Origin of the sequence: Pseudomonas sp. Irchel 3A7 (assembly GCF_900187565.1) — a bacterium.
In the GTDB taxonomy this organism is placed as follows: Bacteria; Pseudomonadota; Gammaproteobacteria; order Pseudomonadales; family Pseudomonadaceae; genus Aquipseudomonas.
In genome coordinates this window covers 118840-143297 of the sequence record NZ_FYED01000012.1, presented here as the reverse complement: position 1 = coordinate 143297, position 24458 = coordinate 118840, and the positions used below count along the sequence as shown (strand labels likewise).

The following is a 24458-nucleotide window of genomic DNA, read 5'->3' as shown; positions in this document are numbered from 1 at the left end:
GCCGTGCAGCCTGCACTCGAATCGCTGACGATTCTGATCGCTGAAGACAGCGCGGCTGATCGCATGCTGTTGTCGAGTATCGTCCGGCGACAGGGGCATCAAGTACTCACGGCTGCCAATGGCGCTGAAGCGGTCGAGGCGTTTCGCCAACAACGGCCGCAACTGGTGTTGATGGACGCAATGATGCCGGTGATGGATGGTTTCGAAGCCGCCCGACAGATCAAGGAACTGGCCGGGGAAACCCTGGTGCCGATCATCTTCCTTACCTCGCTGTCCGAGAGCGAAGCCTTGGCCCGCTGCCTGGAGGTCGGAGGTGACGATTTTCTGGCGAAGCCGTACAACCAGGTGATTCTCGCCGCCAAAATCAAGGCGATGGACCGTCTACGACGGTTGCAGACGACGGTGCTGCAGCAACGCGACCAGATCGCCCGGCATCACGACTACCTGCTCAACGAGCAGCGGGTGGCCAAGGCCGTGTTCGACAAAGTAGCCCATTCCGGCTGTTTGAAAGCGCCGAACATCCGCTATCTGCAATCGCCCTACGCACTGTTCAACGGCGATTTGCTATTGGCTGCGTTCACCCCGGCCGGCGACATGCACGTGTTGCTGGGCGATTTTACCGGCCATGGCTTGCCGGCCGCAGTGGGGGCAATGCCCCTGGCCGAAGTCTTTTACGGCATGACCGCCAAGGGCTATGGCCTGGCGGAAACCCTGCGCGAAATGAATGCCAAGCTCAAGCGCATCCTGCCGGTGGACATGTTCTGTTGCGCAACGATGCTATGCCTGAGTTTTCAGCGGCGTTCGGTCGAGGTCTGGAACGGCGGCATGCCGGACGGCTACCTGCACAGTATTGCCACGGGGGAGCGCACGCTGCTGACGGCCCGGCACTTGCCGCTTGGCGTGCTGAGCCCGCAAACCTTCGACGACCGCACCGAAGTGTTTCCGATGGCCATCGGGGATCGGGTGTTTCTGTTGTCCGACGGGGTGATCGATACCTGCGATGCCAATGAGCAGTTGTTTGGCGTGCAGCGCTTGCAGCAGGTGTTTGCGGCCAATCGACAGCCCGATGCGTTGTTCGAGGACATCAACCAGGCGTTGAGGGATTTTCGCGGTGAGGCCCGGGACGATGTCAGCATGGTCGAAGTCAGCCTGCCGGACCCGGCGCAACTGAGTCCGCCTGCGCCGGTCTATTCCGACAGCGGTCAGTCCTGTCCGCTGGACTGGTCGGTGAGTTTCGAATATCGCGCCGCCACGCTTAAACGCTTCAACCCCCTGCCGTATCTGCTGCAATTGCTGCTTGAGGTGCACGGTCTGCGGACACAGAGCGGCGCGCTGTACAGTGTTCTGGCCGAGTTGTATTCCAATGCCCTGGAGCATGGGGTGCTGGGTCTGGATTCAAACCTCAAGAGCGATGTCGCCGGTTTTGCCCGTTACTACCAGCAGCGTAATTCGCGCCTGGATGAACTGCAGGACGGTTACGTGCGAGTCCATTTGCAGGTTACGCCGCAGGGCGAGGGTGGGTGTCTGGTAATACGCGTCGAGGACAGCGGCAAGGGATTTGATGTCGAGCGAGTGATGGAACGTCCGGTCGATCCTGTCCGTTTGTCGGGACGTGGCGTCAATCTGATCCGTCAATTGGGGCATAACGCCAGTTGGTCCGACGATGGTCGAAGTGCCCGCGTGGAGTTTTTCTGGGAGGCTCTGGCATAATCCGCGCATTCTTGATCAAGGAGTGAGCAAGTGACTGACAAACATCTGGACCCGGACGTGCTCAGTGCATTGCGGGAAGTCATGGAGGATGAGTTTTCGACGTTGGTCGAAACCTTCCTCGCGGACTGCGAAGAGCGGTTGCAGCAATTGACTGTAGCTGGCGATGTCACTCGGATTCTCGAGACTGCGCATAGCTTCAAGGGCAGCAGCAGCAACATGGGCGCGATTCGCCTGGCCGAACTGTGTCATGACCTGGAGCAACAGGCCAAAGAGCGAAACTTTTCCGCCATTGAAACGCTGGTCGCTGAAATCGCCCGCGAATTCGCCTTGGTCCGGCCACTTTATGAAGACGAGCGACAGCGTTCGCTCTCTGCCATCGCGACCGTTCGGCCGTATTAATTACGATCGGACAAAACTGGCTCGACCTTTGCAGCCAACTCTCCCAACTGTACCTACGATCCCAGTGCAGCGGAGACCGTTAAATGCCCGTTACCCCCAATTTGCTTCTTCAGGCCGCCGCGCAGGCCAAGACTCAAGCCGCCTCCGCCAATTCCACGGCGCTGTCCGCTGAGCCCGGGGACAAGGCTTCCAGCTTCGCTCAGGTGTACGCCAAGCAGGCGCAGAGCAAACCTGTTGCAGCGGCTGATGGTTCGGCCAAGCCGGCCCGTGACAAAGCGGCGGACAGCACCGGCAAGAAGGATGTCGCTGACGACAAATCTGCCGCCCCGGAACCGGTCGTTGCCGATAGCGGCAAAACCTTGCCCGCCGATAAACCGGCGCAGGTTGACGATAAGACGAGCGATGAATCGGCGGACACTACGCAGACGCCGGTTGCCGATGCAGCGCCTGTCGACCCGACGCTCGACCCTGCTTTACTGCAAGTCGTGCAACCAACGGTCGCTGTGCCGGTTCCGGCAACACCGCCCGTGGTCGATGCCGCACAGCTGCAGGTTCAGGCCCCGGTGGCCGCGGCTGTCACCTTGCCAGTGTCAGCGGCCGCCGCCACCACCGAAACCGATTTCGACCCCGAAGCCGATCCGCTCGACGCGCTGCCCGCCGTGCGCATGGCCATGGAGCAGAGCGGCCACGTTTCCGCATCCAGCCAGGCACAACCCAAAGCCGCAGCGACACCTGCCCAGGCCCAGGCCGATGGTGAGCAGACCTCGGCGCAGAACTTTGCCGCCGGCATGGCCAACATGCTCGATGTGCAGGCCGGCAAGGACAGCACCAGCCAGGGTGGCGACAAGGCGTTCAGCGGCCTGATCGATGCGGGGCTCAAGGATCTCACATCGGCCAGCAGCGATACCCGGGTCGACGATTTCGCCAACCGCCTGGCGGCATTGACGCAAGCGGCCACGCCGAAAACCGCCAATGCCTTGCCGGTGAACCAGCCGATTGCCATGCATCAGAGCGGCTGGACCGAGGAAGTGGTGAATCGGGTCATGTACCTGTCCAGCGCCAACCTCAAGGCGGCTGACATCCAGTTGCAACCGGCTGAACTGGGGCGCCTCGACATTCGTGTGAACATGGTGCCGGACCAGCAGACCCAGGTGACGTTCATGAGCGCACACCCAAGCGTTCGCGAGGCGCTGGACGGCCAGGTTCATCGCCTGCGGGACATGTTCGCGCAACAGGGCATGGGCCAGGTCGACGTCAACGTCTCCGACCAGTCCCGGGGGTCGCAGCAGGGGCAGGAGCAGGCTCAGCAGAGTCAGGGCGGGCGAGCCAGTGCCAGCGGTGGCCGCCTTGATTCAATGAATGACGAGCTGACCCCAAGCGTTGCCGAAGTGGCCGCGCCGGTGACCAGCGTGATCGGCTCCAGCGCCGTTGACTACTACGCCTGATCAAACCAAACACCCAACCCTGTGGGAGCGAGCCTGCTCGCGAAGGCGCCAGATCAGACACCTTTTAGGTAACTGACAGATTGCTTTCGCGAGCAGGCTCGCTCCCACAAGGGGCTTGTGGTGTTCTTCGGATCGCTTGCGGTCCACCCATCTCCCTCCCAACACTTCTGGCATAACACTTGCTCTTGCCTATCCGTGCGACTGTGAAAACCCGAATAGTGACGGATTATTGGCATGGCGAAGAGCGACGCAGCAGTAAAAGACCCCGCAACCAAAGGCAAAATCAAGCTGATTATCGTGATCGTGCTGGCCTTGCTGCTGGCGATCGGTTTGTCCGTGGGGGCGACCTGGTACTTCATGCACAGCGCCCAGAGCAAGCCTGCCGCCGCGGCTGAAATCGCTCCGGTGGGTAAGCAACCGGCGATTTTCGAGTCCATGGCGCCTGCGTTTGTTGCCAACTACAACCAGAACGGCCGTCAGCGCTACATGCAGGTGAGCATCACCATGCTTGCGCGCAATCAGGGGGACCTGGATGCGCTCAAGATTCACATGCCGGTGATCCGCAATAACCTGGTCATGCTGTTCTCCGGGCAGGACTTCGCCACGCTCGCGTCGCCGGTCGGCCAGGAAATGCTGCGTCAGAAAGCCACGGCCAGCGTCCAGGAAGTGGCGCAGAAAGAGCTCGGCAAAGTGGTCGTCGAACAGTTGCTTTTCACTAATTTCGTACTGCAGTAGGAACACGACATGGCCGTGCAGGACCTGCTGTCCCAGGATGAAATCGACGCGCTGTTGCATGGCGTGGACGATGGTCTGGTACAGACCGATAACGCTGCCGAACCCGGCACCGTCAAAAGCTACGACCTGACCAGCCAGGATCGCATCGTCCGTGGACGCATGCCGACCCTGGAGATGATCAACGAACGTTTCGCCCGCTACACGCGCATCAGCATGTTCAACATGCTGCGCCGTTCGGCAGACGTGGCGGTCGGTGGCGTGCAGGTGATGAAGTTCGGCGAATACGTGCACTCGCTGTACGTGCCGACCAGTCTCAACCTGGTCAAGATCAAACCGCTGCGCGGCACCGCGCTGTTCATCCTCGACGCCAAGCTGGTGTTCAAGCTGGTGGACAACTTCTTCGGCGGCGACGGCCGTCACGCCAAGATCGAAGGGCGTGAATTCACCCCGACCGAACTGCGCGTGGTGCGCATGGTGCTGGAGCAGGCCTTCATTGACTTGAAGGAAGCCTGGCAGGCGATCATGGAAGTGAACTTCGAGTACATCAACTCGGAAGTGAACCCGGCCATGGCCAACATCGTCGGCCCGAGCGAAGCCATTGTGGTGTCGACCTTCCACATCGAACTCGATGGCGGTGGCGGTGACCTGCACGTGACCATGCCGTATTCGATGATCGAGCCGGTGCGCGAAATGCTCGACGCCGGCTTCCAGTCGGACCTCGACGATCAGGACGAACGCTGGGTCAATGCCCTGCGTCAGGACGTGCTGGATGTCGACGTGCCGATCGGTGCCACGGTGGCCCGTCGCCAGTTGAAGCTGCGTGACATCCTGCACATGCAGCCGGGGGACATCATCCCGGTGGAAATGCCGGAAGACATGATCATGCGCGCCAACGGCGTACCGGCCTTCAAGGTCAAGATGGGCTCGCACAAAGGCAACCTTGCGTTGCAGGTGATCGAGCCGATTGAGCGCCGCTGACCGGCGCTCCAACCCTATTTGAAATGACTGCTTCTGACTGAGCAGTTGCTCGCCGAGGACAATTTGATGGCTGACGATATGAATAACCAGGACGACCAGGCGCTGGCTGACGAGTGGGCTGCGGCCCTGGAAGAATCCGGCGACGGCGGACAGGCCGACATCGATGCACTGCTGGCAGCCGATGCTTCCGGTTCGTCTTCCAATCGCCTGGCGATGGAAGAGTTCGGCAGCGTGCCGAGAAACAACGATCCGGTCACCCTCGAAGGCCCGAATCTGGACGTGATCCTCGATATCCCGGTGTCGATCTCCATGGAAGTGGGCAGCACCGACATCAACATTCGCAACCTGTTGCAACTCAACCAGGGTTCGGTGATCGAGCTCGATCGCCTGGCCGGTGAGCCACTGGACGTGCTGGTCAACGGCACGCTGATCGCCCATGGCGAAGTGGTGGTGGTCAACGAAAAGTTCGGCATCCGCCTGACTGACGTGATTAGCCCAAGCGAACGCATCAAGAAGCTGCGCTGAGTGAAAAAGCTTCTTTGGAGCCTGTGGGCGTTGCCGTTCAGTGTGTTGGCGGTCGAGCCTGTCGCAACAACCGCTACGGCCGCCGCTGCGCCGGTGGCCAGCAGCGGAGTGGCCGGGCAATTGACGCAGCTTGTGCTGGGTTTGTTGCTGGTGCTGGGGTTGATCTTCTTCCTCGCCTGGCTGTTGCGCCGGGTCCAGCAGGCAGGTCCCGCGGGCAAGGGGCAGGTGATCGAGCTGATCGGTTCCCGTGCCCTCGGTCCGCGTGACCGGCTGATGCTGGTGCAAGTCGGCAACGAGCAGATCCTGCTCGGCCTGAGCCCTGGCACGATCACTGCGCTGCATGTGCTCAAAGAGCCCATTGAAGTGCCGACCACCGCCGACAAAGCGACTCCGGAGTTTGCCCAGCATCTGTTGAAGATACTCGGCAAGGATCAGAAGGATAAGAAGTAATGGGTGCGTTACGCATCGTCTTGACGCTGGCCCTGCTGCTGGCCGCGCCGCTGGCGTTCGCCGCCGATCCGTTGTCGATCCCGGCCATCACCCTGGGCACCAATGCCGAGGGTGCCCAGGAATACTCGGTCAGCCTGCAAATCCTGCTGATCATGACCGCGCTGAGTTTCATTCCGGCGTTCGTCATGCTGATGACCAGTTTCACCCGGATCATCATCGTCTTCTCGATCCTGCGCCAGGCCCTGGGCCTGCAACAGACACCGTCGAACCAGATCCTCACGGGCATGGCGTTGTTCCTGACCCTGTTCATCATGGCGCCGGTGTTCGATCGGGTTAACCAGGACGCCTTGCAACCGTATCTCGCGGAAAAAATGACCGCCCAGGATGCGGTGGCCAAGGCCCAGGTGCCGATCAAGGACTTCATGCTCGCCCAGACCCGCACCAGTGATCTGGAGCTGTTCATGCGCCTGTCCAAGCGCACCGATATTGCTTCGCCGGATCAGGCGCCGTTGACCATTCTGGTGCCGGCGTTCGTGACCTCGGAGCTGAAAACCGCGTTCCAGATCGGCTTCATGATCTTCATCCCGTTCCTGATCATCGACCTGGTCGTGGCCAGTGTGCTGATGGCCATGGGTATGATGATGCTGTCGCCGCTGATCATTTCCCTGCCGTTCAAAATCATGCTGTTCGTGCTGGTCGATGGCTGGGCGCTGATCATCGGTACCCTGGCGAGCAGTTTTGGCGGTGTCTCGCCATGACGCCAGAAGTCGCCGTCGACATCTTCCGCGAAGCCTTGTGGCTGACCACCCTGATGGTCGCGGTGCTGGTCATTCCGAGTCTGCTGGTCGGCCTGATCGTGGCGATGTTCCAGGCCGCGACCCAGATCAACGAACAGACCCTGAGCTTCCTCCCGCGTCTGTTGGTGATGCTGGTGACGCTGATCGTGGCCGGTCCGTGGCTGGTGCAGACCTTCATGGAATACATCCTGCAGCTGTACGGCAATATTCCGCAGGTCATCGGCTAAGCCATGTCGTCGCTACTGCAACTGACGGACACCCAGATCAGTACCTGGGTGGCGGCGTTCATGTTGCCGCTGTTTCGCATCGGCGCCTTGCTGATGGTCATGCCGGTGTTCGGCACCTCCCTGGTACCCAAGCGGATCCGCCTGTATTTCGCCCTGGCCATTACCCTGGTCATCGCCCCGAGCCTGCCGCCCATGCCCCCGGTCAATGCATTGGCCCTGAGCGGGTGGATGCTGATTGGCGAGCAGATCCTCGTCGGCGCGATCCTCGGTTTCTCCCTGCAATTGTTCTTTCAGGCGTTCGTGGTGGCAGGGCAGATCGTCGCCATCCAGATGGGCATGGGCTTCGCCTCGATGGTCGACCCCACCAACGGCGTGTCGGTGGCCGTGATCGGGCAGTTCTTCACCATGCTGGTGACGCTGATGTTCCTGGCCATGAACGGTCATCTGGTGGTGTTCGAAGTGCTCACCGAAAGTTTCACCACGCTGCCGGTGGGCAGCGGCTTGATGGTCAATCATTTCTGGGAACTGGCCGGCAAGCTCGGCTGGGTGCTTGGCGCGGCACTGCTGTTGGTGCTGCCGGCGATCACCGCGCTGCTGGTGGTCAACATCGCCTTTGGCGTGATGACCCGGGCGGCGCCGCAACTGAACATTTTCTCCATCGGCTTCCCGCTGACGCTGGTGCTCGGGCTGTTTATCGTCTGGGTCGGGCTGGCGGACATTCTCAATCAGTATCAACCGCTGGCCACCGAGGCCTTGCAGTTTTTACGCGAACTGGCAAAGGCGCGCTGAGTCATGTCTGAGAGCGAGAGCGGTCAGGACAAAACAGAAGACCCCACGGAGAAAAAGAAAAAGGACGCCCGTGAGAAGGGTGAGATTGCCCGTTCCAAGGAACTCAACACCCTGGCGATCATGCTCGCCGGCGCGGGCGCGCTGCTGATTTTCGGTGGCGCGCTGGCCCAGGACATGATGGACCTGATGCGCCTGAATTTTTCCCTGTCGCGGGACGTGGTGCTGGATCAACGGGCGATGGGTACTTACCTGCTGCACTCCGGGCAGATTGCCTTGCTGGCGGTTCAGCCGGTGATGATCACTTTGTTGCTGGCCGCGCTGATCGGCCCGATTTCCCTCGGTGGCTGGCTGTTCTCTGCCGGCACCATGGCCCCCAAATTCAGCCGCATGAACCCCGGCGCAGGCCTCAAGCGCATGTTCTCCGCCAAGGCGGTGGCCGAGCTGCTCAAGGCTCTGGCAAAGTTTTTCATCGTCCTGTTCGTGGCGCTGGTGGTGTTGTCGGCGGACATCGACGACCTGTTGCGCATCGCCCATGAACCGCTGGACCGCGCCATCACCCACAGTTTGCAAGTGGTCGGCTGGAGTACCCTGTGGATGGCGTGCGGGCTGATCATCATCGCCGCCGTCGACGTGCCGATCCAGCTCTGGGAAAGCATCAAGAAACTGAAAATGACCAAGCAGGAAGTGCGCGACGAGCACAAGGACCAGGAGGGCCGGCCAGAGGTCAAGCAACGGATTCGCCAACTGCAACGGGAAATGTCCCAGCGACGAATGATGGCGGCCATCCCCGACGCCGACGTGGTCATCACCAACCCGACCCACTACGCCGTGGCTTTGAAGTACGACGCGGACAAGAGCGGCGCGCCGATGCTGATCGCCAAGGGCAGTGACTTCCTCGCGTTGAAAATTCGAGAAATTGCGGCGGCCAACGAAATTCTGCTGCTGGAATCGCCGGCGCTGGCGCGGTCGATTTACTACTCCACGGAGTTGGAACAGGAGATTCCGGGGGGCTTGTATCTCGCCGTTGCTCAGGTGCTGGCGTACGTCTATCAGATTCGCCAGTACAAGGCGGGCAAGGGCAAGCGTCCGGACCCGTTGAAGGATGATTTGCCGATTCCGCCGGATTTGCGGCGCGATTCTTGATGTCACCGTAACTTCAGGGATAGCTGCATAGCGCCTAGAACTGGTTGGGTTTTAGAAGTTACTTTTTCAAGTTTCTCTGGATTTGCGAAAGTTAATGTCAAGCAGCATTTGTTCGGTTTTCAGTTTTTCTACTTTAGGGTCGCTATACGATTCATTTGACCTAAGTATTCTTTAGCAAGGTTCTTGTTGATTCGTGGGGTAGTGAGGACAACATGCGTGTCAGTTTGACTGGCTGCGGATATGAGAGCGCTTTCATTAAGTATTGGGCGTGAAGCGTCTCCACTATTGATGTAGTTGAATAAATTTGTCTGATCGTCCGGGAAATTGTTCGTAGTTGATGGAGACGAGGCTTCCTTAGAACTTAAAATGGTATTGGTGGAGCTTTTAGGGAAATCTTTACGGAATTTGGCTTGCATGGGGTCTTTTTTCAGGATTTTTTTATCTAATTTTATTATTTTATCGTTGGTTTTCAGGGCTTCCTCGGGAGATAAGTTGGAGTATCTGTAAAGTTTGCCGTTACGCGTTACTTTTCCACTGATTCGAGTTGCCTCGATAAGAAGTTTTGAATATTTCCCGTTTGGATCACTCCTGTTTACCGGATCTCCCAAGCAATAAGCATATGGATTTATCCCCCCTCTCCCAAATGGACTCAAGCGGTCCGGGCTGATAAAACGCATCAAACCCGGATTAAATACCCGATGCCCATTGCCCAAAAAATAGTATCCGGTCACCGGATCCGCTCGCTCGCCATTGAAACCGAGCAGGCTGAGCAATCCGCTGGCACCAGATCGGTGGCCGTAAGGTGAATAGGCGATCGAGTGTCGTGGATGATTGGCCTTGAGCGTCTGCAACACCGAGCGTTGTCGATCGGTTGCCAATAGCGTGGTGTCGCGGGTATTACCGTCGTCCCGTTGTTGCGCCAACAACTGGTTGAGGTGTTGGACAATGGAGGAGTGCGCTGCGGCGGTTATCACGGTCGTCAGTTGGCTTTCGCAGTAGAAACACTGCAGCTCTGGCGCGTTTGCCGACGCATTTGCGATCAGGCGGTCCAGGGCATCGTAGTGATATTGGCAGAGCAGGGTGACGGGCAGCGATGGCATGCGTGAGTGCTCCGAAGGTCCGAAGTGCTGGCGCTCAGTATCGGTGGGATTGCATGGGGAGGGTACTAGCAGAACTGATAGGTTCGGTCGCGGCTCAATCTCCTGAAGCACCCAATACCTGTGGCGAGGGAGCTTGCTCCCGCTCGGCTGCGCAGCAGCCGTAAACCCGTTAGATGCGGTCCGTCTGAATGATCGCGGTCACAGGTTTTGGGTCCGCTGCGCGCCCCAACGGGAGCAAGCTCCCTCGCCACGCGGGGATTTGATTCGAGTGCCTGGATTGCGGGTAGGTAGTTCCGGCCTCTTCGCGAGCAGGCTCGCTCCCACAGGGGGTCTGTGTCGAACGCTGGATTCACGGTCGGCTTCGAACATATTGTGGGAGCGAGCCTGCTCGCGAAGAGGCCAGAGCAGGCAATACAAATTTCCTCTGACAAACCCCTCTATTTCAACCCCCCGCAAAAGTTGGAAAGCTTCTTGCAGTAGCCCCGCTGCGCCCGCTTCAGGCGTCAAAAGTTTGCTTTAAAGGCACGGGGATTACCGGTGGATCGCTCTCAGTTACTCAGCAGTACACGCACGCACATGGCAGACCTCAGTCGAGGCAATCTGGGCGTGCCGTTGTTGCTGCTGGTCATGTTGGCGATGATGATGTTGCCGATGCCGCCGTTCCTGCTCGACGTGTTTTTCACCTTCAACATTGCCTTGTCGATTGTCGTGCTGCTGGTCTGCGTCTACGCCTTGCGGCCGCTGGACTTCGCAGTGTTCCCGACCATTCTGCTGGTGGCGACGCTGTTGCGGCTGGCGTTGAACGTGGCCTCCACGCGGGTGGTGATGCTCCACGGCCAGGATGGTCACGCCGCCGCCGGTAAGGTGATCCAGGCCTTCGGCGAGGTGGTGATCGGCGGTAACTATGTGGTCGGTATCGTGGTGTTCGCGATTCTGATGATCATCAACTTCGTCGTGGTCACCAAGGGTGCCGGGCGGATTTCCGAGGTGAGCGCGCGTTTCACCCTCGATGCGATGCCCGGCAAGCAAATGGCGATCGACGCTGACCTCAACGCCGGCCTGATCGACCAGGCCCAGGCCAAGGCCCGTCGTTCGGAAGTGGCCCAGGAGGCCGAGTTCTACGGCTCCATGGACGGTGCCAGCAAGTTCGTGCGCGGTGACGCCATCGCCGGTTTGCTGATTCTGTTCATCAACCTGATCGGCGGCATGGCGGTCGGTATCTTCCAGCACAACATGACGTTCGCCGATGCCGGCAAGGTTTACGCACTGTTGACCATCGGTGACGGTTTGGTGGCGCAATTGCCATCACTGCTGTTGTCCACCGCGGCGGCGATCATGGTGACCCGTGCTTCCGGTTCGGAAGACATGGGCAAGCAGATCAATCGCCAGATGTTCGCCTCGCCCAAGGCCCTGGCCGTGTCGGCTGGCCTGATGGCGGTGATGGGCCTGGTGCCCGGCATGCCGCATTTTTCCTTCCTGAGCATGGCCGCCCTGGCGGCGGGTGGCGCGTACCTGTTCTGGCGCAAGCAGAACATCGTCAAGGTCCAGGCTCTGCAAGAGGTCAAGCGTCAACAGGAGCTGCTGCCGTCGCCGGCCCGCGCCCAGGAAACCAAGGAGTTGGGCTGGGATGACGTGACGCCGATCGACATGATCGGCCTGGAAGTGGGCTATCGCCTGATTCCGCTGGTGGACCGCAATCAGGGTGGTCAATTGCTGGCGCGGATCAAGGGCGTGCGCAAGAAGCTGTCCCAGGACCTGGGTTTCCTGATGCCGACCGTGCACATCCGCGACAACCTCGATCTGGCACCGAGTGCCTATCGCCTGACCCTGATGGGGGTGATCCTGGCGGAAGCGGAGATCTACCCGGACCGCGAACTGGCGATCAACCCGGGGCAGGTCTACGGCTCGCTCAACGGCATCACCGCCAAAGATCCGGCTTTCGGGCTGGAGGCGGTGTGGATCGAAATCAGCCAGCGTGCCCAGGCGCAATCGCTGGGCTACACCGTGGTCGATGCCAGTACCGTGGTGGCAACCCACTTGAACCAGATTCTGTACAAGCACTCCAGCGAGCTGATCGGTCACGAGGAAGTGCAGCAGCTCATGCAATTGCTGGCGAAAAACTCGCCGAAACTGGCCGAAGAACTGGTACCGGGCGTGCTGTCGCTGTCGCAATTGCTCAAGGTCCTGCAGGCGCTGCTGGCCGAGCAGGTGCCGGTGCGCGATATTCGCAGCATTGCCGAAGCCATCGCCAACAACGCGTCCAAGAGTCAAGATACTGCCGCATTGGTGGCCGCGGTGCGCGTCGGCGTTTCCCGCGCTATCGTCCAAAGCATTGTAGGCACTGACTCCGAGCTGCCAGTTATCACGCTGGAGCCAAGGTTGGAACAAATATTGCTCAATAGTCTGCAGAAGGCAGGACAAGGCTCGGAAGAGGGCGTTCTGTTGGAGCCAAGCATGGCTGAGAAGCTGCAACGTTCGTTGATCGATGCGGCGCAACGCCAGGAGATGCAAGGTCAACCGGTGATTCTGCTGGTAGCCGGCCCGGTTCGCGCGATGCTCTCGCGGTTTGGCCGACTGGCAGTGCCGGGTTTGCACGTTCTGGCTTACCAGGAAATTCCTGACAACAAGCAAGTGACCATCGTTGCGACAGTAGGGCCCAACGGCTGAGGTAGTGGGTTATGCAAGTTAAGCGTTTTTTCGCCGCCGATATGCGTCAGGCCATGAAACTGGTTCGTGATGAGCTGGGCGCCGATGCCGCCATCATTGGCAACCGCCGCATCGCCGGTGGTGTCGAGCTGACGGCTGCCCTGGATTACAAGCTGTCGGCGCTGGCACCGCGTGTTCCGAACATGGAACTTGAAGACGAGCTGCGCAAGACGCAATCGCGGATCGTCACCGCCCAGGCCGAATTGAGCCTGCGCAGCGAGGGCGAGAGCGATAACGCCACCAATCGCCAGTTGTTCGCCGGCCTGCCGCTCACGGCCGCCGAGCCACTGATCGAACCCACTTACGCCGAGCCCCGTCGCCCGGCGCCGGCACCTGCTGCTGCGCCTGCGGTCGATCAGCGGGTATTCGACTCGATGCGCTTCGAACTCAACGGTCTGCGCGAATTGCTTGAAGTACAACTTGGCTCTTTGGCGTGGAATCAGCTGCAAGGCAGCCGCCCGGACCAGGCTAACCTCTGGCGCCGCTTGCAGCGCATCGGCCTGTCCGGCCCGTTGTCGCGGGACTTGCTGGCGCTGATCACCGATATCGAAGAACCTCGCCAGGCCTGGCGCATGTTGCTGGCGCACTTGGCACGGATGATTGCCACGCCGGAAGTCGAACCGCTGGAAGAGGGCGGTGTGATTGCCATGGTCGGCCCTGCCGGCATGGGCAAGACCACCACCCTGGCCAAGCTGGCTGCCCGTTACGTGCTCAAATACGGCGCGCAAAACATCGCGCTGGTGAGCATGGACAGCTATCGTATTGGTGCCCAGGAGCAACTCAAGACCCTGGGCCGGATTCTCAACGTGTCGGTAACTCACGTCGATCCGGGGCAATCGCTGGTGCAGGCGCTGGATCCACTGTTGCGCAAACGCGTCGTGCTGATCGATACCGCCGGCCTGCAAGCCAGCGATCCGGCGCTGCGCATGCAGCTTGAAAGCCTGGCCGGGCGTGGCATCAAGTCAAAAAATTACCTGGTCCTGGCAACCACCAGCCAGAAACAGGTTCTAACCGCCGCTTATCACAGTTACAAGCGCTGCGGGCTCGCTGGCTGCATCCTGACTAAACTGGATGAAACGGCGAGTCTGGGCGAGGTGTTGAGCCTTGCCATCAGCCATGAGTTGCCGGTGGCGTACCTGACCGATGGCCCGCGGATTCCGGATGATTTGCATCTGCCGCGTCGTCATCAACTGGTCAGTCGCGCCGTTAGCGTGCAAATGCAGGAAGAGCCCAGCGAAGAAGCCATGGCTGACATGTTCGCTGATATCTACCACAGCCCGACCAAGCAGGTAGGCTGAGGTGACAATGAATCGTTTTTGTACCTACATCGATGGTCTGCCATGCATTGTTCCAGTTGCGAACGCGCAGCCAGTAATGTGGCCTCCGTCTATGCAAGACAAGGTAAAGAAATAACATGGGCAGCATGCATCCCGTACAGGTGATCGCGGTGACCGGCGGCAAAGGTGGCGTCGGGAAAACTAACGTGTCAGTGAACTTGTCCCTGGCTTTGGCTGAGCTTGGCCGGCGCGTCATGCTGCTGGACGCCGATCTGGGGCTGGCGAACGTCGACGTTCTGCTGGGCCTGACACCCAAACGTACCCTGGCCGACGTGATTGAAGGCCGCTGCGAGCTGCGCGACGTCCTGTTGCAGGGGCCAGGCGGCATCCGCATCGTTCCGGCCGCGTCCGGCACCCAGAGCATGGTGCATTTGAGCCCGGCGCAACACGCCGGCCTGATCCAGGCGTTCAGCGACATCGGCGACAATCTCGACGTACTGGTGATCGACACCGCTGCGGGTATCGGTGACTCGGTAGTCAGTTTTGTGCGCGCCGCGCAGGAAGTGTTGCTGGTGGTCTGCGACGAGCCGACCTCGATCACCGACGCCTACGCATTGATCAAATTGCTTAACCGCGATTACGGCATGAATCGCTTCCGCGTCCTGGCCAACATGGCGCAGAGCCCGCAGGAAGGCCGCAACCTGTTCGCCAAGTTGACCAAGGTGACCGACCGCTTCCTCGACGTCGCCCTGCAATACGTTGGCGCCGTGCCGTACGACGAAAGCGTGCGCAAGGCCGTGCAGAAGCAGCGTGCGGTCTACGAAGCGTTCCCGCGTTCCAAGTGCTCGCTGGCGTTCAAGGCCATCGCACAGAAGGTCGATACCTGGCCGCTGCCCGCCAACCCGCGCGGGCACCTGGAGTTTTTCGTCGAGCGCCTCGTGCAACAAACGGCAGGACCTGTGCTATGACAGCCAGCGGTTACAACCTCTACAAGAAGTCGGCGCGGGACGCGCAGTACGAGCTGATCGAGCGTTACGCGCCACTGGTCAAACGCATTGCCTACCACCTGCTGGCGCGTCTGCCGGCCAGCGTCCAGGTCGAAGACCTGATCCAGGCCGGGATGATCGGCCTGCTTGAAGTGTCGACCAAATACGACGCCAGCAAAGGCGCGAGTTTCGAGACGTACGCGGGCATCCGCATCCGCGGCGCCATGCTCGATGAAGTACGCAAGGGGGATTGGGCGCCACGTTCGGTCCACCGCAATACCCGGATGGTCAGCGACGCCATTCGCTCGATTGAAGCTAAAACAGGCCGTGACGCTAAAGATCACGAAGTTGCGGCCGAACTCCAATTGAGTCTCGACGATTACTACGGGATTTTGAACGACACCCTGGGCAGCCGCTTGTTCAGCTTCGACGATCTGTTGCAGGACGGCGAACACGAAGGGCTGCACGAGGATGGCGCGAGTGCTCATCTCGAACCGTCACGCGATCTGGAAGATGAACGCTTCCAGGCGGCGCTGGCGGACGCGATTGCCAATTTGCCGGAGCGTGAGCGACTGGTGTTGGCGCTGTACTACGACGAAGAGCTGAATCTCAAGGAAATCGGTGAGGTCCTGGGGGTCAGCGAATCTCGGGTCAGCCAGTTACACAGCCAGTGCGCGGCCCGTTTGCGGGGGCGTTTGGGAGAGTGGCGAGCGCGCTGAAGGCAGTGTGGGGGCACTGCGACGTGGCTGGTGGGGTGATGAACCGCGCCGGTCTCGATCCGCTGTACTCCAGACAGTCATCAAGTGTTTTGCCAGATTGATTGAAATGGCGCGTCCAGGTGCTGGGCGCGTTTTAGTCTGCTTGGAGGTCGAATTGGACAAGAACATGAAAATCCTCATCGTTGATGACTTCTCAACGATGCGGCGGATCATAAAAAACCTGTTGCGTGACCTTGGGTTCACCAACACGGTCGAGGCCGACGATGGCATTACCGCCATTCCGGTACTCAACAGCGGGAGCATCGACTTTCTGGTAACGGACTGGAACATGCCTGGCATGACCGGTATCGATCTGCTGCGCCACGTGCGTGCCGATGAAAAGCTCAAGCACCTGCCGGTGCTGATGGTGACCGCTGAAGCCAAGCGCGAACAGATCATCGAAGCGGCCCAGGCCGGTGTAAACGGCTATGTGGTCAAACCCTTCACGGCCCAGGCGTTGAAAGAAAAAATCGAGAAGATTTTCGAACGCATCGGTTGAACTGCGCCACGGGGGAGCTATGGGGCATAACGAATCTTCGCAGGGTGATTTTGAATCGACCCTGAAAAAACACGCCGTCGAACTGGTCGCGAGCCTTGAAAAGGGCAAGTTCGGCGATGCTGTGCAATTGATCCATGAGCTCAACCAGACCCGTGACCGCGGCCTGTATCAGGAAGTGGGCAAGCTCACCCGCGAGCTGCATAGCGCGATCGTCAATTTCCAGATTGACCCGCACATGCCGCAAGCCGAGGAAGTGTCACAGATCACGGATGCGACCGAGCGCCTGTCCTATGTGGTCAAGCTGACCGAGGCCGCGGCCAACCGCACCATGGACCTGGTGGAAAGCGCCACGCCGGTGGTCAACCGCCTGAGCGATGAAGCCCAGGCCTTGAGCACGGACTGGGGACGGTTCATGCGTCGCGAAGTCGGGGCTGAAGAGTTCCGCGAACTGGCCCGGCGGGTCGACGGTTTCCTGGCGCGCAGCGCCGAAGACGGCCGCGCGGTGTCGAGCAACCTCAACGACATCCTGCTTGCCCAGGACTACCAGGACCTCACCGGTCAAGTGATCAAGCGCGTGACCCAACTGGTCACCGAAGTTGAAAGCAACCTGCTCAAGCTCGTGCTCATGGCCAGTCAGGTGGACCGCTTTGCGGGCATCGAACATGACCGTGAAGCGATGCTTGCCGAAAAAGATCCACAAAAACATCTCTCTCAGGGTGAAGGTCCGCAGATTCATGCCGATAAAAGAGAAGACGTTGTGTCCGGTCAGGACGATGTGGACGATTTGCTATCCAGCCTGGGATTTTAGAATTTTAGTTTTCTAGAGTTTTGGAATTTTAGGTTTTTTGGGTTTTTAGACCTGTTAGGAGCACACCATTAATGAGCTTCGGCGCCGATGAAGAGATCCTTCAGGATTTCCTGGTTGAGGCCGGCGAGATTCTAGAGCAACTGTCCGAGCAACTGGTCGAGCTGGAAAGCCGGCCGGATGATGCGGACTTGCTCAATGCAATTTTTCGCGGTTTTCACACTGTAAAAGGGGGCGCCGGCTTCCTCCAGCTCAACGAGCTGGTGGAGTGCTGTCACATCGCCGAAAACGTGTTCGACATCCTGCGCAAGGGCGAACGTCGCGTCGACTCGGAATTGATGGACGTGGTTCTCGAAGCACTGGACGCGGTGAACAGCATGTTCAGCGAAGTCCGCGAGCGCAGCCCGATCACGGCTGCCACGCCTGAATTGCTCGCGGCCCTGGCCCGTCTGGCCGAGCCGCAAACGGCTGACGAGGCCGCACCGGCACCCGTTGCCGACGTGGTTGAAGAGCCTGTCGCTGAAAGCGAATCGGGCGATATTACCGACAATGAATTCGAACAACTGCTGGACTCGCTGAACGCCGTGAAGGCACAGGCCGAGGCGCCGGCGGCTGCTCCGGCACCGGCCGGCGACGGCGCTGCCAGTGACGAAATCACCGATGCCGAGTTCGAGTCGTTGCTCGACCAGTTGCACGGTAAAGGCCAGTTTGCCGTTGATGCGGTGGTGGCGCCTGCCGCGCCTGCCGCGCCGGAAGCTCCGAAAGCCGCTGGCGACAGCTCCGATATTACGGATGACGAATTCGAAGCACTGCTCGACCAGTTGCACGGCAAGGGCAACTTTGCGGTGGATGCGCTGGAATCGGCCATCGCTTCGGTGCCAACCCCGGCAGCACCTGTCGCCGCTGCGGCCGGTAGCGACCTGATCACCGATCACGAATTCGAATCGCTGCTCGACGAATTGCACGGCAAAGGCAAGTTCACCGAAGTTGGCACTGCCTCTGGAACCGCTTCGGGCACCAGTGCTCCGGTGGCGGCACCTGTCGCCAAGGCTGCGGCACCGAAACCCGTGGCCAAGGCACCAGAGCCGAAAGCCGAAACTCCAGCGGCTGCTGCCGCTCCGGCTCCGGCCCGTGCCCCGGCATCGGCGCCAGCGGAAAAACCGGCCAGCGAAGCCGAGACGACCGTGCGGGTCGATACCGCGCGTCTCGACGAAATCATGAACATGGTCGGCGAACTCGTGCTGGTGCGTAACCGCCTGGTCCGCCTCGGCGCCAACAGCGCCGATGAAGCCATGTCCAAGGCCGTGTCGAACCTCGACGTGGTCACGGCCGACCTGCAGACCGCGGTCATGAAGACCCGGATGCAACCGATCAAGAAAGTCTTCGGGCGCTTCCCACGCCTGGTTCGCGACCTGGCTCGCCAGCTCAAGAAAGAGATCAACCTGGAGCTGGTCGGCGAAGAAACCGACCTCGACAAGAACCTCGTCGAGGCCCTGGCCGACCCGCTGGTCCACTTGGTGCGCAACGCAGTCGACCACGGCATCGAGTCGCCGGAAGAACGCGAAGCGTCGGGCAAGGCCCGTGGCGGCAAGGTCATCCTGGCCGCGGAGCAGGAGGGTGACCACATCCTGCTATCGATCTCCGATGACGGTAAAGGCATGGACCCGAACGTCCTGCGTTCCATCGCGGTGAAACGCGGTGTGATGGACAAGGATGCGGCCGATCGGCTGAGCGACACCGAGTGCTACAACCTGATTTTCGCCCCGGGCTTCTCGACCAAGACTGAGATTTCCGACGTGTCGGGTCGTGGCGTGGGCATGGACGTGGTGAAAACCAAGATTTCCCAGCTCAACGGCTCGATCAACATCTACTCGGCCAAGGGCCAGGGTTCGAAGATCGTCATCAAGGTGCCGTTGACCCTGGCGATCATGCCGACGCTGATGGTCATGCTCGGCAACCAGGCGTTCGCGTTCCCGCTGGTGAACGTCAACGAGATCTTCCACCTCGACCTGTCGACCACCAACGTGGTGGATGGCCAGGAAGTGGTGATCGTGCGGGACAAGGCGCTGCCGTTGTTCTACCTCAAGCGCTGGCTGGTCAGCTCCGCCGCTCACGAAGAGCAGCGCGAAGGCCATGTGGTGATCCTTTCGGTGGGCACCCAGCGGATCGGCTTCGTCGTCGATCAACTGGTGGGTCAGGAAGAAGTGGTCATCAAGCCATTGGGCAAAATGCTCCAGGGAACCCCGGGCATGTCGGGCGCCACCATTACCGGTGACGGTCGCATTGCGCTGATTCTCGATGTTCCGAGCATGCTCAAGCGTTACGCCACGCGGCGTATTTGATTCTGGCGAAGCGGGGCGTCTGAGGTCCCGCGGCGTCTAACGGAGTGTTTATGGCAGTCAAAGTCCTGGTGGTGGACGATTCGGGTTTTTTCCGCCGCCGCGTCTCGGAAATTCTTTCAGCGGATTTGAATATCCAGGTCGTCGGCACGGCGACCAACGGAAAAGAGGCGATCGATCAGGCACTGGCCCTCAAGCCGGACGTGATCACCATGGACTATGAGATGCCGATGATGGACGGCATCACGGCGGTGCGGCACATCATGCAGCGCTGCCCGACTCCGGTCTTGATGTTTTCCTCGCTGACCCACGAAGGCGCCCGGGTAACCCTCGATGCGCTGGACGCCGGCGCGGTGGACTTCCTGCCGAAGAATTTCGAAGACATCTCGCGCAACCCCGAGAAGGTCAAGCAACTGCTGTGCGAGAAGATTCTGAGCATCTCGCGCAGCAACCGTCGCGTCAGCGCCTACAGTGCTCCGGCACCGGTAGCCACACCTGCACCAGCGCCTGCGCCTTCCAGCCTCGGCAGTTATGGCGGCAGCGCGCCTGCGCGCCCGGCTCCGGCCCCGATCCCTGCACGTGCCCATGCGGCCACGCCGTCGTCGCCCGCGCCGAAACGCAAAGCCTACAAACTGGTGGCCATCGGTACCTCCACCGGTGGGCCGGTTGCCCTGCAGCGGGTATTGACCCAGTTGCCGGCCAACTTCCCGGCGCCGATCGTGTTGATCCAGCACATGCCAGCAGCGTTCACCAAGGCTTTCGCGGAGCGTCTGGACAAGCTCTGCCGCATCAGCGTCAAGGAAGCCGAGGATGGCGACATCCTGCGTCCGGGCCTGGCGCTGCTGGCACCGGGTGGCAAGCAAATGATGATCGATGGCCGTGGCGCGGTGAAAATCCTGCCGGGCGACGAGCGTCTGAACTACAAGCCGTGCGTGGACATTACCTTCGGCTCCGCGGCCAAATCCTACGGTGACAAAGTTCTGGCGGTGGTATTGACCGGCATGGGTGCCGACGGTCGCGAAGGCGCGCGCCTGCTCAAGCAGGGCGGCAGTTCGATCTGGGCCCAGGATGAAGCCAGCTGCGTGATCTACGGCATGCCGATGGCCATCGTCAAAGCCGAGCTCGCCGACGCGGTCTACAGCCTGGACGACATCGGCAAGCACCTGGTCGAGGCCTGCATCTGATGGATGTTCTGAGCCTTATCGGCATCATCATGGCGTTCGTCGCCATCATCGGCGGCAACTACCTTGAGGGCGGACATCTCGGTGCGCTGGCCAACGGCCCGGCGGCACTGATCGTACTGGGCGGGACCATTGGCGCGGCATTGCTGCAATCACCGATGAGCGCTTTCAAGCGGGCCATGCAGATCCTGGCGTGGATTCTGTTCCCGCCACGCGTCGACCTGGCCGGTGGCATCGATCGTGTCGTCAACTGGAGCCTGACCGCGCGCAAGGAAGGCTTGCTCGGCCTGGAAGGCGTAGCCGACACCGAACCCGACAGCTACTCGCGCAAAGGCTTGCAACTGCTGGTGGACGGCGCCGAACCCGAGGCGATCCGCAGCATTCTGGAAGTGGATTTCTATACCCAGGAAAGCCGCGACATCGAGGCCGCCAAAGTCTTTGAAAGCATGGGTGGCTACGCGCCGACCATCGGCATCATCGGTGCGGTGATGGGCCTGATTCACGTCATGGGCAACCTGGGTGATCCGTCGCAACTGGGTAACGGCATTGCCGTGGCCTTCGTCGCCACCATCTACGGCGTGGCCAGTGCCAACCTGGTGCTGCTGCCGATTGCCGCCAAACTCAAATCCGTTGCATTGCGCCAGTCGCGTTATCGCGAAATGTTGCTCGAAGGCATCCTGTCGATTGCCGAAGGTGAAAACCCTCGCTCCATTGAGTTGAAGCTCCAGGGCTTCATGGACTAAGGGAATAACCTCATGGCACGTCGCCGTCAGCATGATGAACACGTTAATCACGAGCGCTGGCTGGTGTCCTACGCGGACTTCATCACCTTGCTCTTCGCGTTTTTCGTGGTGATGTACTCGATCTCTTCGGTCAACGAAGGCAAGTACAAGGTCATTTCCCAAGCGCTGATCGGCGTCTTCAACGATGCCGACCGTTCCCTCCAGCCGATACCCATTGGTGAAGAGCGCCCGAAGACCGTGACCCCGGCCAAGCCGCTGGTCAAGGATGCCGAACAGGTTGACGCCGGTATCGCCGGGGCCAGCGATCCGCTGAAAAGCATCGCCGACGACATCAGCGCCGCCTTTGGCGACCTGATCAAATCCAACCAGATGACCGTGCGCGGCAATGAGCTGTGGGTCGAGATCGAACTCAATTCCAGCCTGTTGTTCGGCAGCGGCGACGCCATGCCCAGCGACTTGGCCTTCAACATCATCGACAAGGTCGCGGTCATTTTGAAGCCGTTCGACAACCCGATTCACGTCGAAGGTTTTACCGACGATCAACCCATACGTACCGCGCAGTACCCGACCAACTGGGAACTGTCGTCGGCCCGTTCGGCGAGCATCGTGCGCATGCTGGCGATGCAGGGGGTGAACCCCGGTCGTCTGGCATCGGTGGGCTACGGCGAATTCCAGCCCGTGGCCAACAACGCCACGGTCGAGGGCCGGGCGCGCAACCGTCGTGTCGTGCTGGTGGTGTCACGCAATCTTGACGTGCGCCGCAGCCTGACCGGGACCGGAGCCGCTCATACCACACCGGATGCCGCTTTGAAGCGTGCTGGCACACAAACTGCACCGACCCCGGTCAAGTCGCCGGTACGAGAGAGCGCCGTCAATTCTCCGTCACCCGCATTAACACGTTGAGCTATTTCCCGGTCGATTCGACCGGGAGGAACCAAACCAAATGAGAGTCTGGGCAGTCGCCAATCAAAAGGGTGGTGTCGGTAAAACCACTTCCTCCATCGCTTTAGCCGGTTTGCTGGCCGAGGCGGGCAAGCGCGTGGTCGTGGTTGACCTCGACCCCCACGGCTCGATGACCAGTTATTTCGGCTATGACCCCGACAGCCTGGAACACAGCAACTACGACCTGTTCCTGCACAAGGGCAGCGTGCCTCAGGGCTTGCCCGGACAATTGCTGCTGTCCACCAGCGACGAACGTATTTCCCTGTTGCCATCGAGTACCGCCCTGGCCACCCTTGAGCGCCAGTCGCCGGGCCAGAGTGGCCTGGGCCTGGTGATCGCCAAGAGCCTGGCACAGTTGTGGCAAGACTTCGATTACGCGGTGATCGACAGCCCGCCGTTGCTCGGCGTGCTGATGGTCAATGCCTTGGCGGCGAGCCAGCAACTGGTGATCCCGGTGCAAACCGAACACCTGGCGGTCAAAGGTCTGGAGCGCATGATCAACACCCTGGCGATGATCAATCGCTCGCGCAAGCAGGCCTTGCCGTTCACCATCGTGCCGACCCTGTTCGACCGGCGTACGCAAGCGTCCCTTGGCACGCTGCGGGTGTTGCGCGACAAGTTTCCGGAGGAAATCTGGCAGGGCTACATTCCCGTGGACACCCGCTTGCGCGATGCCAGCCGTGCCGGTCTGACACCTTCGCAATTCGACGGCAAGAGCCGTGGCGTTCTTGCCTACCGTGCGCTGCTCAAGCATCTGCTGACAGCACAACTTGTTCCGCAGGTGGCCTGACATGACCCCGATCCCTGTAGGAGCGAGCTCGCTCGCGATGGACGTCAACGATGACGCGGGAAACCTGACACGCCGTGGCGTTCTCAGGTTCATCGCGAGCATGCTCGCTCCTACAGGTGAGCGTTCATGAACCGGCCGTTGAAGACCACTTCTCGTCCGCAACTGGCGTTGCAGTCCTATCTGGATAATCTGCTGCAGGACATCACCGAGGAATTCACGCCAGAAATCGAAGCGCTTCCGGTGATGGTCGAGGTTGAAGCCGCGCTGGATGAGTTCCAGGCCGCAGTACTTGAAGAACAGGCGCGCGATGCGCAGAAAGTCGTAGCCGCGACGGCCCCGGTGGTAGCGCCGGTAACGAAGACGCCGGTTGCCGTGGTCGAAGCGCCGACACCCGTTCTGGCGCCGGTCTCGACTATCGCCCCCTTGCTGCAAGCCTTGGTGCCACCGGCCGTCGAAGAACAACAGGTTTTGGTTCCTGCCCCGGTCGAAGTGCAACAGGTGCTGGTACCACCCGTGGTCAAAGTCCACCTGCCACCCGCCAACCCACCGCCGCCGGTGGAAACCGACGGTCGTCCGGTGTGGGCAGCCGAGCCCTTCGAATGTCTGTTGTTCGATGTCGCCGGGTTGACCCTGGCGGTGCCGCTGGTGTGCCTGGGCTCGATCTACTCACTGGCCGGCCACGAACTGACGCCGCTGTTCGGCCAGCCGGAGTGGTTCCTCGGCATCCTGCCGAGCCAGGCGGGCAACCTGAAGGTTCTGGACACCGCGCGTTGGGTCATGCCCGACCGTTATCGCGATGATTTCCGTCAGGGCCTGCAATACGTCATCTCGGTTCAGGGCTACGAGTGGGGGCTGGCGGTGCATCAGGTGAGCCGCTCGTTGCGCCTGGACCCGAACGAAATCAAGTGGCGCAGCCACCGTGGTCAACGGCCATGGCTGGCGGGCACGGTGATTGAACACATGTGTGCATTGCTTGACGTTTCCGCGCTGGCCGAGTTGATCGCCAGCGGCGGGGCAAAGCACATGAGCGGCAGCAAGCCGGTCCAAAAGTTGAAATGAAAACTGCACAACAAACAGGCGACGGCATCCAAATGCCGCAGCACCGAACACACACCGCCAGGGCGGTTTTTCGAG

24 protein-coding genes are annotated in these 24458 nt (G+C 60.4%); 23 read left to right on the top strand and 1 reads right to left on the bottom strand.

Going from position 1 to position 24458, the window contains the following annotated elements:
• Positions 1 to 3 precede the first annotated feature (3 nt).
• From CKW21_RS20390 to flhB, 11 genes are all read left to right on the top strand, one after another.
• The gene (locus CKW21_RS20390; RefSeq protein WP_095195814.1) at positions 4 to 1710 is read left to right on the top strand and encodes a fused response regulator/phosphatase; all 1707 of its coding nucleotides are present in this window, start codon (positions 4 to 6) and stop codon (positions 1708 to 1710) included.
• A 30-nt stretch (positions 1711 to 1740) separates the two neighbouring features.
• Complete coding sequence (locus CKW21_RS20385; protein ID WP_095195718.1) at positions 1741 to 2109, top strand: Hpt domain-containing protein; 369 nt, start codon at positions 1741 to 1743, stop codon at positions 2107 to 2109.
• Positions 2110 to 2192: 83 nt separating this feature from the next.
• On the top strand, positions 2193 to 3554 hold the full coding sequence (locus CKW21_RS20380; protein WP_095195717.1) for a flagellar hook-length control protein FliK: 1362 nt from the start codon (positions 2193 to 2195) through the stop codon (positions 3552 to 3554).
• A 234-nt stretch (positions 3555 to 3788) separates the two neighbouring features.
• Complete coding sequence (gene fliL / locus CKW21_RS20375) at positions 3789 to 4289, top strand: flagellar basal body-associated protein FliL (protein ID WP_095195716.1); 501 nt, start codon at positions 3789 to 3791, stop codon at positions 4287 to 4289.
• 9 nt (positions 4290 to 4298) lie between these two features.
• Positions 4299 to 5267 carry a flagellar motor switch protein FliM gene (gene fliM / locus CKW21_RS20370; protein ID WP_056853014.1) on the top strand — a complete coding sequence of 323 codons (969 nt, stop codon included), beginning with the start codon at positions 4299 to 4301 and terminating at the stop codon, positions 5265 to 5267.
• 66 nt (positions 5268 to 5333) lie between these two features.
• Positions 5334 to 5792, top strand: coding sequence for a flagellar motor switch protein FliN (fliN, locus tag CKW21_RS20365; protein ID WP_095195715.1), 459 nt, complete (start codon positions 5334 to 5336; stop codon positions 5790 to 5792).
• Positions 5793 to 6242 (top strand): flagellar biosynthetic protein FliO, encoded by a 450-nt coding sequence (gene fliO, locus CKW21_RS20360; protein ID WP_095195714.1) that lies wholly within the window; start codon positions 5793 to 5795, stop codon positions 6240 to 6242.
• On the top strand, positions 6242 to 7000 hold the full coding sequence (gene fliP, locus CKW21_RS20355) for a flagellar type III secretion system pore protein FliP (protein WP_095195713.1): 759 nt from the start codon (positions 6242 to 6244) through the stop codon (positions 6998 to 7000). The genes fliO and fliP overlap by 1 nt, the downstream gene beginning before the upstream one ends.
• Entirely contained in the window at positions 6997 to 7266 is a 270-nt protein-coding gene (gene fliQ, locus CKW21_RS20350; protein ID WP_095195712.1) for a flagellar biosynthesis protein FliQ, read from the top strand. Before fliP ends, fliQ begins: the two co-directional genes overlap by 4 nt.
• Before the next feature lie 3 nt (positions 7267 to 7269).
• Positions 7270 to 8055, top strand: a complete 786-nt coding sequence (fliR, locus tag CKW21_RS20345) for a flagellar biosynthetic protein FliR (protein WP_095195711.1) — start codon at positions 7270 to 7272, stop codon at positions 8053 to 8055.
• Positions 8056 to 8058: 3 nt separating this feature from the next.
• Complete coding sequence (gene flhB / locus CKW21_RS20340) at positions 8059 to 9198, top strand: flagellar biosynthesis protein FlhB (RefSeq protein WP_095195710.1); 1140 nt, start codon at positions 8059 to 8061, stop codon at positions 9196 to 9198.
• A gap of 128 nt (positions 9199 to 9326) precedes the next feature.
• Here the strand turns inward: flhB and CKW21_RS20335 are convergent, their stop codons facing one another.
• A complete protein-coding gene (locus CKW21_RS20335; RefSeq protein WP_095195709.1) occupies positions 9327 to 10298 on the bottom strand; it encodes an RHS repeat-associated core domain-containing protein in 972 nt (323 codons plus the stop codon).
• A 537-nt stretch (positions 10299 to 10835) separates the two neighbouring features.
• Here CKW21_RS20335 and flhA point away from each other — a divergent pair.
• The 12 genes from flhA to CKW21_RS20275 all read left to right on the top strand — a co-directional run bounded on the left by flhA (position 10836) and on the right by CKW21_RS20275 (position 24383).
• Positions 10836 to 12965, top strand: a complete 2130-nt coding sequence (flhA, locus tag CKW21_RS20330; protein ID WP_095195708.1) for a flagellar biosynthesis protein FlhA — start codon at positions 10836 to 10838, stop codon at positions 12963 to 12965.
• A gap of 11 nt (positions 12966 to 12976) precedes the next feature.
• Complete coding sequence (gene flhF / locus CKW21_RS20325; RefSeq protein ID WP_095195707.1) at positions 12977 to 14302, top strand: flagellar biosynthesis protein FlhF; 1326 nt, start codon at positions 12977 to 12979, stop codon at positions 14300 to 14302.
• A gap of 116 nt (positions 14303 to 14418) precedes the next feature.
• The gene (gene fleN, locus CKW21_RS20320; protein WP_008001746.1) at positions 14419 to 15249 is read left to right on the top strand and encodes a flagellar synthesis regulator FleN; all 831 of its coding nucleotides are present in this window, start codon (positions 14419 to 14421) and stop codon (positions 15247 to 15249) included.
• A complete protein-coding gene (fliA, locus tag CKW21_RS20315) occupies positions 15246 to 15986 on the top strand; it encodes an RNA polymerase sigma factor FliA (RefSeq protein WP_007894214.1) in 741 nt (246 codons plus the stop codon). Before fleN ends, fliA begins: the two co-directional genes overlap by 4 nt.
• A gap of 166 nt (positions 15987 to 16152) precedes the next feature.
• Positions 16153 to 16524 (top strand): chemotaxis response regulator CheY, encoded by a 372-nt coding sequence (locus CKW21_RS20310; RefSeq protein WP_008006721.1) that lies wholly within the window; start codon positions 16153 to 16155, stop codon positions 16522 to 16524.
• Between the two features lie 19 nt (positions 16525 to 16543).
• A complete protein-coding gene (locus CKW21_RS20305; RefSeq protein ID WP_095195706.1) occupies positions 16544 to 17332 on the top strand; it encodes a protein phosphatase CheZ in 789 nt (262 codons plus the stop codon).
• Positions 17333 to 17403: 71 nt separating this feature from the next.
• Positions 17404 to 19671, top strand: a complete 2268-nt coding sequence (locus CKW21_RS20300; protein ID WP_095195705.1) for a chemotaxis protein CheA — start codon at positions 17404 to 17406, stop codon at positions 19669 to 19671.
• A 50-nt stretch (positions 19672 to 19721) separates the two neighbouring features.
• Positions 19722 to 20852, top strand: coding sequence for a chemotaxis response regulator protein-glutamate methylesterase (locus CKW21_RS20295; protein ID WP_095195704.1), 1131 nt, complete (start codon positions 19722 to 19724; stop codon positions 20850 to 20852).
• Positions 20852 to 21592, top strand: a complete 741-nt coding sequence (locus tag CKW21_RS20290; RefSeq protein WP_095195703.1) for a flagellar motor protein — start codon at positions 20852 to 20854, stop codon at positions 21590 to 21592. Before CKW21_RS20295 ends, CKW21_RS20290 begins: the two co-directional genes overlap by 1 nt.
• A gap of 12 nt (positions 21593 to 21604) precedes the next feature.
• Entirely contained in the window at positions 21605 to 22495 is an 891-nt protein-coding gene (gene motD, locus CKW21_RS20285; RefSeq protein WP_095195702.1) for a flagellar motor protein MotD, read from the top strand.
• Between the two features lie 40 nt (positions 22496 to 22535).
• Entirely contained in the window at positions 22536 to 23324 is a 789-nt protein-coding gene (locus CKW21_RS20280; RefSeq protein WP_095195701.1) for a ParA family protein, read from the top strand.
• Positions 23325 to 23450: 126 nt separating this feature from the next.
• Positions 23451 to 24383 (top strand): CheW domain-containing protein, encoded by a 933-nt coding sequence (locus tag CKW21_RS20275; protein WP_095195700.1) that lies wholly within the window; start codon positions 23451 to 23453, stop codon positions 24381 to 24383.
• The last annotated feature ends 75 nt before the right edge of the window (positions 24384 to 24458 follow it).

Bases quoted from the DNA above. Each gene is read 5' to 3' on its own strand.
- CKW21_RS20380 (WP_095195717.1), top strand. From the start codon at position 2,193: ATGCCCGTTACCCCCAATTTGCTTCTTCAGGCCGCCGCGCAGGCCAAG.
- fliL (WP_095195716.1), top strand. From the start codon at position 3,789: ATGGCGAAGAGCGACGCAGCAGTAAAAGACCCCGCAACCAAAGGCAAA.
- fliM (WP_056853014.1), top strand. From the start codon at position 4,299: ATGGCCGTGCAGGACCTGCTGTCCCAGGATGAAATCGACGCGCTGTTG.
- fliN (WP_095195715.1), top strand. From the start codon at position 5,334: ATGGCTGACGATATGAATAACCAGGACGACCAGGCGCTGGCTGACGAG.
- fliP (WP_095195713.1), top strand. From the start codon at position 6,242: ATGGGTGCGTTACGCATCGTCTTGACGCTGGCCCTGCTGCTGGCCGCG.
- fliQ (WP_095195712.1), top strand. From the start codon at position 6,997: ATGACGCCAGAAGTCGCCGTCGACATCTTCCGCGAAGCCTTGTGGCTG.
- fliR (WP_095195711.1), top strand. From the start codon at position 7,270: ATGTCGTCGCTACTGCAACTGACGGACACCCAGATCAGTACCTGGGTG.
- flhB (WP_095195710.1), top strand. From the start codon at position 8,059: ATGTCTGAGAGCGAGAGCGGTCAGGACAAAACAGAAGACCCCACGGAG.
- CKW21_RS20335 (WP_095195709.1), bottom strand. From the start codon at position 10,298: ATGCCATCGCTGCCCGTCACCCTGCTCTGCCAATATCACTACGATGCC.
- flhF (WP_095195707.1), top strand. From the start codon at position 12,977: ATGCAAGTTAAGCGTTTTTTCGCCGCCGATATGCGTCAGGCCATGAAA.
- fleN (WP_008001746.1), top strand. From the start codon at position 14,419: ATGGGCAGCATGCATCCCGTACAGGTGATCGCGGTGACCGGCGGCAAA.
- fliA (WP_007894214.1), top strand. From the start codon at position 15,246: ATGACAGCCAGCGGTTACAACCTCTACAAGAAGTCGGCGCGGGACGCG.
- CKW21_RS20310 (WP_008006721.1), top strand. From the start codon at position 16,153: ATGAAAATCCTCATCGTTGATGACTTCTCAACGATGCGGCGGATCATA.
- CKW21_RS20305 (WP_095195706.1), top strand. From the start codon at position 16,544: ATGGGGCATAACGAATCTTCGCAGGGTGATTTTGAATCGACCCTGAAA.
- CKW21_RS20300 (WP_095195705.1), top strand. From the start codon at position 17,404: ATGAGCTTCGGCGCCGATGAAGAGATCCTTCAGGATTTCCTGGTTGAG.
- CKW21_RS20295 (WP_095195704.1), top strand. From the start codon at position 19,722: ATGGCAGTCAAAGTCCTGGTGGTGGACGATTCGGGTTTTTTCCGCCGC.
- CKW21_RS20290 (WP_095195703.1), top strand. From the start codon at position 20,852: ATGGATGTTCTGAGCCTTATCGGCATCATCATGGCGTTCGTCGCCATC.
- motD (WP_095195702.1), top strand. From the start codon at position 21,605: ATGGCACGTCGCCGTCAGCATGATGAACACGTTAATCACGAGCGCTGG.
- CKW21_RS20280 (WP_095195701.1), top strand. From the start codon at position 22,536: ATGAGAGTCTGGGCAGTCGCCAATCAAAAGGGTGGTGTCGGTAAAACC.
- CKW21_RS20275 (WP_095195700.1), top strand. From the start codon at position 23,451: ATGAACCGGCCGTTGAAGACCACTTCTCGTCCGCAACTGGCGTTGCAG.